The 8303-nt window shown below is 68.1% G+C and carries 7 protein-coding genes; all 7 read right to left on the bottom strand.

What is annotated here, in order from left to right:
- Positions 1 to 96 precede the first annotated feature (96 nt).
- Entirely contained in the window at positions 97 to 660 is a 564-nt protein-coding gene (locus H0U68_RS06585) for a hypothetical protein (RefSeq protein ID WP_296353843.1), read from the bottom strand.
- A 108-nt stretch (positions 661 to 768) separates the two neighbouring features.
- A complete protein-coding gene (locus H0U68_RS06580) occupies positions 769 to 1845 on the bottom strand; it encodes an enoyl-CoA hydratase/isomerase family protein (protein WP_296353840.1) in 1077 nt (358 codons plus the stop codon).
- Positions 1842 to 2714, bottom strand: coding sequence for a DMT family transporter (locus tag H0U68_RS06575; protein WP_365730910.1), 873 nt, complete (start codon positions 2712 to 2714; stop codon positions 1842 to 1844). Before H0U68_RS06575 ends, H0U68_RS06580 begins: the two co-directional genes overlap by 4 nt.
- Before the next feature lie 25 nt (positions 2715 to 2739).
- Positions 2740 to 4578 (bottom strand): translational GTPase TypA, encoded by a 1839-nt coding sequence (gene typA, locus H0U68_RS06570; RefSeq protein WP_296353837.1) that lies wholly within the window; start codon positions 4576 to 4578, stop codon positions 2740 to 2742.
- Positions 4575 to 5603 (bottom strand): tRNA pseudouridine(55) synthase TruB, encoded by a 1029-nt coding sequence (truB, locus tag H0U68_RS06565; protein ID WP_296353834.1) that lies wholly within the window; start codon positions 5601 to 5603, stop codon positions 4575 to 4577. Before truB ends, typA begins: the two co-directional genes overlap by 4 nt.
- A 2-nt stretch (positions 5604 to 5605) precedes the next feature.
- Positions 5606 to 5974, bottom strand: a complete 369-nt coding sequence (gene rbfA, locus H0U68_RS06560) for a 30S ribosome-binding factor RbfA (RefSeq protein WP_296353832.1) — start codon at positions 5972 to 5974, stop codon at positions 5606 to 5608.
- Positions 5975 to 5981: 7 nt separating this feature from the next.
- Positions 5982 to 8303 (bottom strand): translation initiation factor IF-2 (gene infB / locus H0U68_RS06555; protein WP_296353831.1); only part of this gene is annotated, 2322 nt, incomplete at its 5' end.

Below are 8303 nucleotides of genomic sequence, written 5' to 3'. Positions count from 1 at the left end.
ACCCGGATCGGACGCGCGGGCCAGGCCTGGGCCAGCACCGCGGGCGCCGCGAGCGAGACCGCCGCGCCGGCGAGAAAGGAACGCCGCCGCATCGGATCAGCCCGGTGCCGCATACGGGTCGTGGCCGCGCGCGCGGTCGGCGTCGATCACTTCCTGCGGCACGAAGATGCCGCTGTTGGGATCGTCCACGTTGTCGTAGATCACCATCAGCAGTCCCTCCTCGCCGGGCGCGCCCAGCTGCTCGACACGGCGCCACAGCATCGGCGGCACCGAGAAGGTGTCCAGCGGGCCGAGCTCCACCCAGTGCGCGCTGTCCTTGTTGAAGTAGATGCGGTAGTTGCCGCGAACGGGCATGAAGACCTCGCGGTAGGCATGCGTGTGCACCACCGGCGAGCTGCCCGCCCGCGTTTCGAGAAAACTCATGTGGAAGCTGTGCGGGGTGGCGATGCCCGCCGGCGCCGCGCGGTGGCCGGGAGAAATCGGCCACCTGATCGGCAGGCGCCTGGAAGGGTCCGCGCGGTCGACGAAGGCGTTGGGGTCGCACTGCAGGTCCGCGTACCTGGCGACGTTCTTTATCACTTCGCCCACCGGCATGTCCACGCCGGGGCCGGCAATGCGGGTGTAGCGCGTCGGTCCGGAGGCCGGTGCGGCAGGCGACATCTGGGCTCCTTTCACAGGCGCAAGCATACGCAATTTGCCTGCGTTGCGGGGCCGCCGCGCCCACCTCCGTCAAGGATGAGCTATCGTTCCTGACAGCTTCTCGTGCCGCTAAACCAGGGGGCGCAAGGGATGCGCCCACGCGGGCCACGGGCTGGCGAAGAATGCGTCGACGATGTCCGGCGTGACGTCCTCGATGCGGGCCGGATTCCAGCGTGGCGCGTGGTCCTTGTCCACGGCCAGCGCGCGGATGCCCTCCACCGTCTCGCTCGCCGCACCCGGGCGCAGCTGGAAGCAGTGCCGCATCAGGTCGCGCTCCATGCGCAGGTCGTCGGCCAGCGACATGCCGCGCGCGGCGCGCACCTGCCGCAGCGTCACGTGCAGCATCAGCGGCGAGCGCTTGCGCAGCACGGCCGCCGTGTCCGCGGCCCAGGCGGACCCGTCGGCTTCGAGCGCATCGACGATCGCCGCAATGTCCGCCAGGCCGAAGAACCTGTCGATGTCGGCACGGCGCGGCGCGAACTGCGCACCCGCGGTGTCGGTAGACAGCTTGGCGCGCACCGCATCCACGCCGTCAGCTGCCAGCGCGTCCCACAGCGCGGGCAGCTGCGACGAAGCGACATGGCCGTCCACGAGGCCGAGCACGACCGCGTCGGCCGCGCCGAACATCTGGCCGGTGAGCGCCAGATACTCGCCCATGTGCCCCGGGCAGCGCGCCAGGAACCAGCCGCCCCCCACGTCGGGGAACAGGCCGATGTTGGTTTCGGGCATGGCCATCTTCGTGCGCTCGGTGGCGATGCGCAGGCTGTTGGCGCCACCGTGCCCGCTGATGCCCATGCCGCCGCCCATGACGATGCCGTCGAGGAAAGCGACGTACGGCTTCGGATAGCGGTGCACCAGGTGGTTCAGCGCGTATTCTTCGGTGAAGAAATCTTCCAGCCGCGGGTCGCCGGCGAGCGCCGCCTGGTGGAAGAAGCGGATGTCGCCCCCCGCGCAGAAGGCGCCGAAGGGCCCTTCCTTGCCGTGCCCGCGCAGCGCCACCGCGCGCACGCGGTCGTCGCCCTGCCAGCGCAGCAGCGCGCCGGTAAGTTCGCGCAGCATGCCCAGCGACAGCGCGTTCAGCGCCTTGGGGCGGTTCAGGCTCATCAAGCCCGCGCCGCCGTGGACTTCGCAGATCACATCGCTCATACCCGGTGTCTCCATCCGATCCATTCATTGGTTGCCAGCGCGCCGATCACCAGCGCGCCGCCGACCAGCACCGGGGCGCCCGGCGCCTCGCCCGCGCCCACCCACGCCAGCAGGATGCCGAAGATCACCTCCAGCAAGGCCAGCAATGAAATTTCCGGGGCCTGCAGCACGCGCGCACAGATCACCGCCAACGCGCAGGGAATGGCCAGTTGCACCAGCCCCAGCACCGCCAGCCAGCCAAGGTCGTGCGGCGTGGCCTGCAGCGGCAGCGCCAGCGGCAAGGTGGCCAGCACGGAAATGACCGCGCCGATCAGCAGCGCCGGCAGCAGGTCGATGTTCTCGCCGCGCGCATGCGCGCGCTGCGACACCGTCCAGTTGATGGCGGCGGCCACCGGCACGCACAGGGCAACCAGGATGCCGCCGAACTGCCCGCCCGACATCTGCGTGCCGTACATGTAGCCGATGCCCGCGCCCGCCACCGCGATGGCGCCCCAGGTGCGCGCCGGGATGCGGTGGCCGATGAACACGCGCGCCAGCAGCGCGGTGAAGAAGGGCCCGAGCGACAGCGTGACCAGCACGTTGGCCACGCTGGTCAGCGTGAGCGCCACCATGAAGGCGGTGAACATCACGCTCCAGCACACGCCGGAGACCCACAGCGACGGGCCACCGCGGCGGATCTTGGCGAACACCTCGCGGCCCTGGAAGAACGGCAGGATCACCAGCAGCGAGCCCATGGTGAACAGGCTGCGCCAGAAGGTGATCTCGAAGCTGCGTGCCTGCTCCAGGTGGCGCGTGACCACGCCCGCGATGGACCACATCGCGGTCACCAGGATCATCAGGAAGACGGCTTGGTTGTGCGTCGGCTTCACGTTGGTCGCGGGTCGCTTCTTCTTTTTATGCGGCTTCGCGCATGGCGCGCTTGCGCTCGTGTTCCTTCAGGTAGCGCTTGCGCAGGCGGATCGACTTGGGCGTGATCTCCACCAGCTCGTCGTCCTCGATGAATTCCACCGCGTACTCCAGCGTCAGCTGGATCGGTGGCGTGACCTTGATCGCGTCTTCCTTGCCGGAAACGCGGAAGTTGGTGAGCTGCTTGGCGCGCACGGCGTTCACCACCAGGTCGTTGTCGCGGCTGTGGATGCCCACGATCATGCCTTCGTATACCGGGTCGCCAGCCTTCACGAACATGCGGCCGCGGTCGTCCAGCTTGCCCAGCGCGTAGGTCACGATCTCGCCATCGTCCATGGAGATCAGCACGCCGTTCTTGCGGCTGGCGATCTCGCCCTTGTAGCCCTCGTAGCCGTCGAAGATGTTGGACGCCAGGCCGGTGCCGCGCGTCAGGTTCAGGAATTCGTTCTGGAAGCCGATCAGCCCGCGCGCAGGGATGCGGTATTCCAGGCGCACGCGGCCGCGGCCGTCCGGCTCCATGTTGACCAGGTCGCCCTTGCGCTCGCCCAGTGCCTGCATCACGCCGCCCTGGTGGCCTTCCTCGATGTCCACCGTGAGCAGCTCGATCGGCTCCAGGCGCTCGCCGCCCGCTTCCTTGAACACCACGCGCGGCTTGGAGACGGCCAGCTCGTAGCCTTCGCGGCGCATGTTCTCCAGCAGGATGGTCAGGTGCAGCTCGCCGCGGCCGGACACTTCGTACACGCCGTCCTCGTCGGTGTCCTTCACGCGCAGCGCCATGTTGGACTGCAGCTCGCGGTCGAGCCGGTCGCGCACCTGGCGGCTGGTGATGAACTTGCCTTCGCGGCCCGCCAGCGGCGAGGTGTTGACCTGGAAGTTCATGGTCAGCGTCGGCTCGTCCACCTTCAGCATCGGCAGCGGGTTCGGCGCCAGCGGATCGGTGATGGTCACGCCCAGGGCGATGTCCTCGATGCCGGACACCAGCACGATGTGACCCGGATAGGCCTCTTCGCCGGGTTGCAGCTGATGGCGCTCCAGGCCTTCGAAGGTCATCACGTTGTTGATGCGGCAGCGCACCGTTGGGCCGTCAGGGCCGGCCATCATCACCACGTCGTGCGGGCTTTTCAGCGTTCCCTGGTTGATGCGGCCCACGCCGATGCGGCCCAGGTAGGTGGAGTAGTCCATGCTGGAGATCTGCAGCTGCAGCGGCGCGGCCGGGTCGCCCTGGTGCGCCGGCACGTGCGTGAGCACCGTGTCGAACAGCGGCGCCAGGTCCTTGCCCCACTGCTCGCCGGCAGTGCCCTCTTCCAGCGACGCCCAGCCGTTCAGGCCGGAGGCGTAGACCACCGGGAAGTCCAGTTGGTCCTCGGTGGCGCCCAGCTTGTCGAACAGGTCGAATGCGGCGTTGATCACGTAGTCGGGCCGCGAACCGGGCCGGTCCACCTTGTTCACCACCACGATCGGCTTCAGGCCGAGGGCCAGCGCCTTCCTGGTGACGAAGCGGGTCTGCGGCATCGGGCCTTCCACCGCGTCGATCAGCAGCACGACGCCGTCCACCATGGACAGCGCGCGCTCCACCTCGCCGCCGAAGTCGGCGTGGCCGGGCGTGTCGACGATGTTGATGTGCGTGCCCTTCCAGCTCACGGCGCAGTTCTTGGCCAGGATGGTGATGCCGCGCTCGCGCTCCAGGTCATTGCTGTCCATCACGCGTTCGGCCACCTTCTCGTTGACGCGGAAGGTGCCGCTTTGGCGCAGCAGCTGGTCCACGAGGGTGGTCTTGCCATGGTCGACGTGCGCGATGATGGCGATGTTTCGGATTTGTTGGGTCATACGATTGCGGCTTGCTGGCGCGAAGCCATGATTTGCTGAATATCGATGGGGCTCAGCAGCCGCCCCGGAATGAGTTCGCCGGCCTTTGCATGCGCCGTGCCGAGCAGGATCGTTCCCGCTCCAGATACCGTTCGGGCTGAGCCTGTCGAAGCCTGCGCGTGCCCTTCGACAGGCTCAGGGCGAACGGGTTCTGGCCCGAACACGGTGATGTGCGGGTGGTCGGCCCAAGTGCCGCGGCGCCGCAGGCCGCTCAGGAAGCGTGCGGCATCTTCCGCGCCAAGCATGACGCGCGTGTGATCGGCCAGCAGCGACTCCACCGGCAGCAGGCAGGCTTCGCGCTCCGCCGGCTCCATGGCTTCGAGCGCTTGCAGCGTCACGCAGCGCGACAGGTCGAACGGGCCGGTGGCGGTGCGCCGCAGCGACGCCAGATGCGCGCCGCAGCCCAGGGCCTCGCCGATGTCTTCGCCGAGCGTGCGGATGTAGGTGCCCTTGCTGACCGTCGCCACGATCTCCAGCAGGTCGGACGCGATCAGGTCCAGCCGCAGCGCATGCACGGTGACGTTGCGCGTTGCGCGCTCCACTTCCTGGCCGGCGCGGGCGTATTCGTACAGGGCCTTGCCGTCCTTCTTGAGCGCGCTGTGCATGGGCGGCAACTGCGAGATCGCGCCGGTGAAGCGCGCCTGCACGTTGGCGAGCGTCTCCGCGTCGAACGCCGGCACCGGCCGCTCCTGGATCACCTCGCCTTCGGCATCGGCGGTGGAGGTGCGCACACCCAACCGCGCCGTTGCTTCGTAGCTTTTGTCCGCGTCCAGGTGCAGCTGGCTGAATTTGGTGGCGGCGCCGAAGCACAGCGGCAGCACGCCGGTGGCCATAGGGTCCAGCGTGCCTGTGTGGCCGGCTTTTTCGGCGCGCAGCAGCCATTTGGCTTTCTGCAACGCGTCGTTGCTCGAAAGGCCCAGCGGTTTGTCCAGCAGCAACACCCCATGCACAGGGCGCCGCTGCACCCTTGTGCGTGGCGCGTTCATGCCTACTCCTCTTTTGCGCGCGAGGAGACCGCCTTGGCGATCAGGGCGTTCATGTCGGCCGCGCGCTCGGTGGTGCGGTCGAACTGGAAATGCAAGGTCGGCACGGTGTGGATGTGCAGGCGCTTGAACAGGCCGTTGCGCAGGAAGCCCGCGGCATGGTTCAGCGCCTCGCCGCACTCGTCGGGCGTTCCCACCAGCACGCTGAAGAACACCTTGGCATGCGCGTAGTCAGGGGTGATCTCCACCGAATTGATGGTGATCATCCCCAGCCGCGGATCCTTCACCTCCCGGATCAGCTCGGCCAGATCACGTTGGATCTGGTCGGCGATCTGGTAGGCGCGGTTCGGCTTGGACTGCTTGCGTGCGGGCATGGTGTGCTTACAGCGTGCGGGCGATTTCCCGGATCTCGAAGAACTCGAGCTGGTCGCCCACTTCGATGTCGTTGTAGCCCTTGATGTTCAGGCCGCACTCGAAGCCTTCCTTGACCTCGCGTGCATCGTCCTTGAAGCGCTTGAGCGATTCGAGTTCGCCGGTGAACACCACCACGTTGTTGCGCAGCAGGCGCAACCGCGCGGTACGCCGCACCACGCCCGCGGTGACCATGCAGCCTGCGATCGCGCCGATCTTGCTGACGCGGAACACCTGGCGGATCTCGGCGTTGCCGATGGTCTCTTCGCGCTTTTCCGGCGTCAGCATGCCCGACATGGCCGCCTTCAACTCATCGACCGCGTCGTAGATGATGTTGTAGTAGCGCAGGTCCACGCTGTTGTTCTCGGCGAGCTTGCGCGCGCCAGAGTCGGCACGCACGTTGAAGCCGATGATCACCGCCTTGGAGGCGATGGCCAGGTTGACGTCCGACTCGGAGATGCCGCCCACCGCCGCATACACCAGCTGCACCTTGATCTCCGGGGTGGACAGCTTCAGCAGCGACTGCGCCAGCGCCTCCTGGGAACCCTGCACGTCGGCCTTGACGATGATGGGCAGGCTCTTGACCTCCCCGGCCGTCATGGTTTCGAACATGTTCTCCAGCTTGGCGGCCTGCTGCTTGGACAGCTTGGTCGTGCGGTACTTGCCCGCGCGGTAGGTGGCGATTTCGCGCGCGCGGCGCTCGTCGGTCAGCACCATGAACTCGTCGCCCGCCTGCGGCACTTCGGACAGGCCCTGGATCTCCACCGGAATGGAGGGACCCGCCGTCTTCACCGGGCGGCCGTTCTCGTCCAGCATGGCGCGCACGCGGCCATAGGTCTGGCCTGCCAGCACCACGTCGCCGGTCTTGAGGGTGCCCTGCTGGACCAGGATGGTCGCGACCGGGCCGCGGCCCTTGTCCAGCTGCGCCTCGATCACCAAACCCTTCGCCGGCGCTTCCACCGGCGACTTGAGTTCCAGCACTTCGGCCTGCAGCAGCACCTGCTCCAGCAGGTCGTCGACGCCCTGGCCGGTGCGCGCGGACACGCTCACGAAGGGCGCGTCGCCGCCGTATTCCTCGGGCACGACTTCCTCGGTCACCAGCTCCTGCTTGACGCGCTCGGCGTTGGCATCGGGCTTGTCGATCTTGTTGACCGCGACCACGATCGGAACGCCCGCCGCCTTGGCGTGCTTCACCGCTTCGCGGGTCTGCGGCATGACGCCGTCGTCGGCCGCCACCACCAGGATCACGATGTCCGTCGCCTTGGCGCCGCGGGCACGCATGGCGGTGAACGCCTCGTGGCCCGGGGTGTCCAGGAAGGTGATCATGCCGCGCGGCGTTTCGACGTGGTAGGCGCCGATATGCTGCGTGATGCCGCCGGCCTCGCCCGAGGCCACCTTGGCGCGGCGGATGTAGTCCAGCAGCGAGGTCTTGCCGTGGTCGACGTGGCCCATGACGGTGACCACCGGCGCGCGCGCAACCGCGTTGGCCTGGTCGACGCCGGTTTCCTCTTCGGCGAACGCTTCCGGATCGTCCAGCGCCGCGGGCACGGCCTTGTGGCCCATTTCCTCGACGAGGATCATGGCCGTGTCCTGGTCCAGCGACTGGTTGATGGTGACCAGCTGGCCCATCTTCATCAGCACCTTGATGACCTCGGAAGCCTTGATCGCCATCTTGTGCGCCAGGTCCGACACCGTGATGGTCTCGGGCACGTGGACTTCAAGAATGCGCTGCTCCGCCTGCGCCGCCATCTGCGAATCGCCGCGATGGTCGCCGCCGCGGTGGTCCTTGCGGCCACCGCCGCCGCGCGGTCCGCCACGCCAGGCGTTGCGGCCGACGCCGCCGGACGAATCGCCGCGGGTCTTGATTTCCTTCTTCTTGGCCGAGTCGTTCGCCCAGCTGGACGACAGCTTGGCCGATTTGACTTCCTTGTTGCCGCCGGGCGCAGCCGGGGCGGGCGCGGCCGGGCCACCGGGACGCGCGGTCGCCGGCGGCTTGTGCAGCGTGCCCTTGACGCCCGGCTTGGGGGCCTCGGGCGGCTTGACGACAGGCTTGGGCTCTTCCTTCTTGGCGATCAGAACCTTCTTGGGCGTGTTCATCATCACGCGGATCGCGGCCGCTTCGGCCTCGGCCTTGCGGCGGCGTTCCTGCAGGTCGCGCGCCTTCGCGGCTTCCTCGTCGGCGCGGGCCTTGGATTCGGCAGCGGCCTTCTCGCGTGCTTCGGTCTGCGCCTTGGCGACGGCCTGCGCCGCCTCGTCGGCGGCGGCCTTGGTGGCGCTCGCGCCGGCCTGCGC

It is taken from the genome of Ramlibacter sp. (assembly GCF_013697775.1).
Classification (GTDB): Bacteria; Pseudomonadota; Gammaproteobacteria; order Burkholderiales; family Burkholderiaceae_C; genus Ramlibacter.
The sequence above is the reverse complement of the archived record's forward strand: the minus strand, read 5'-3'. Positions and strand labels throughout refer to the sequence as shown.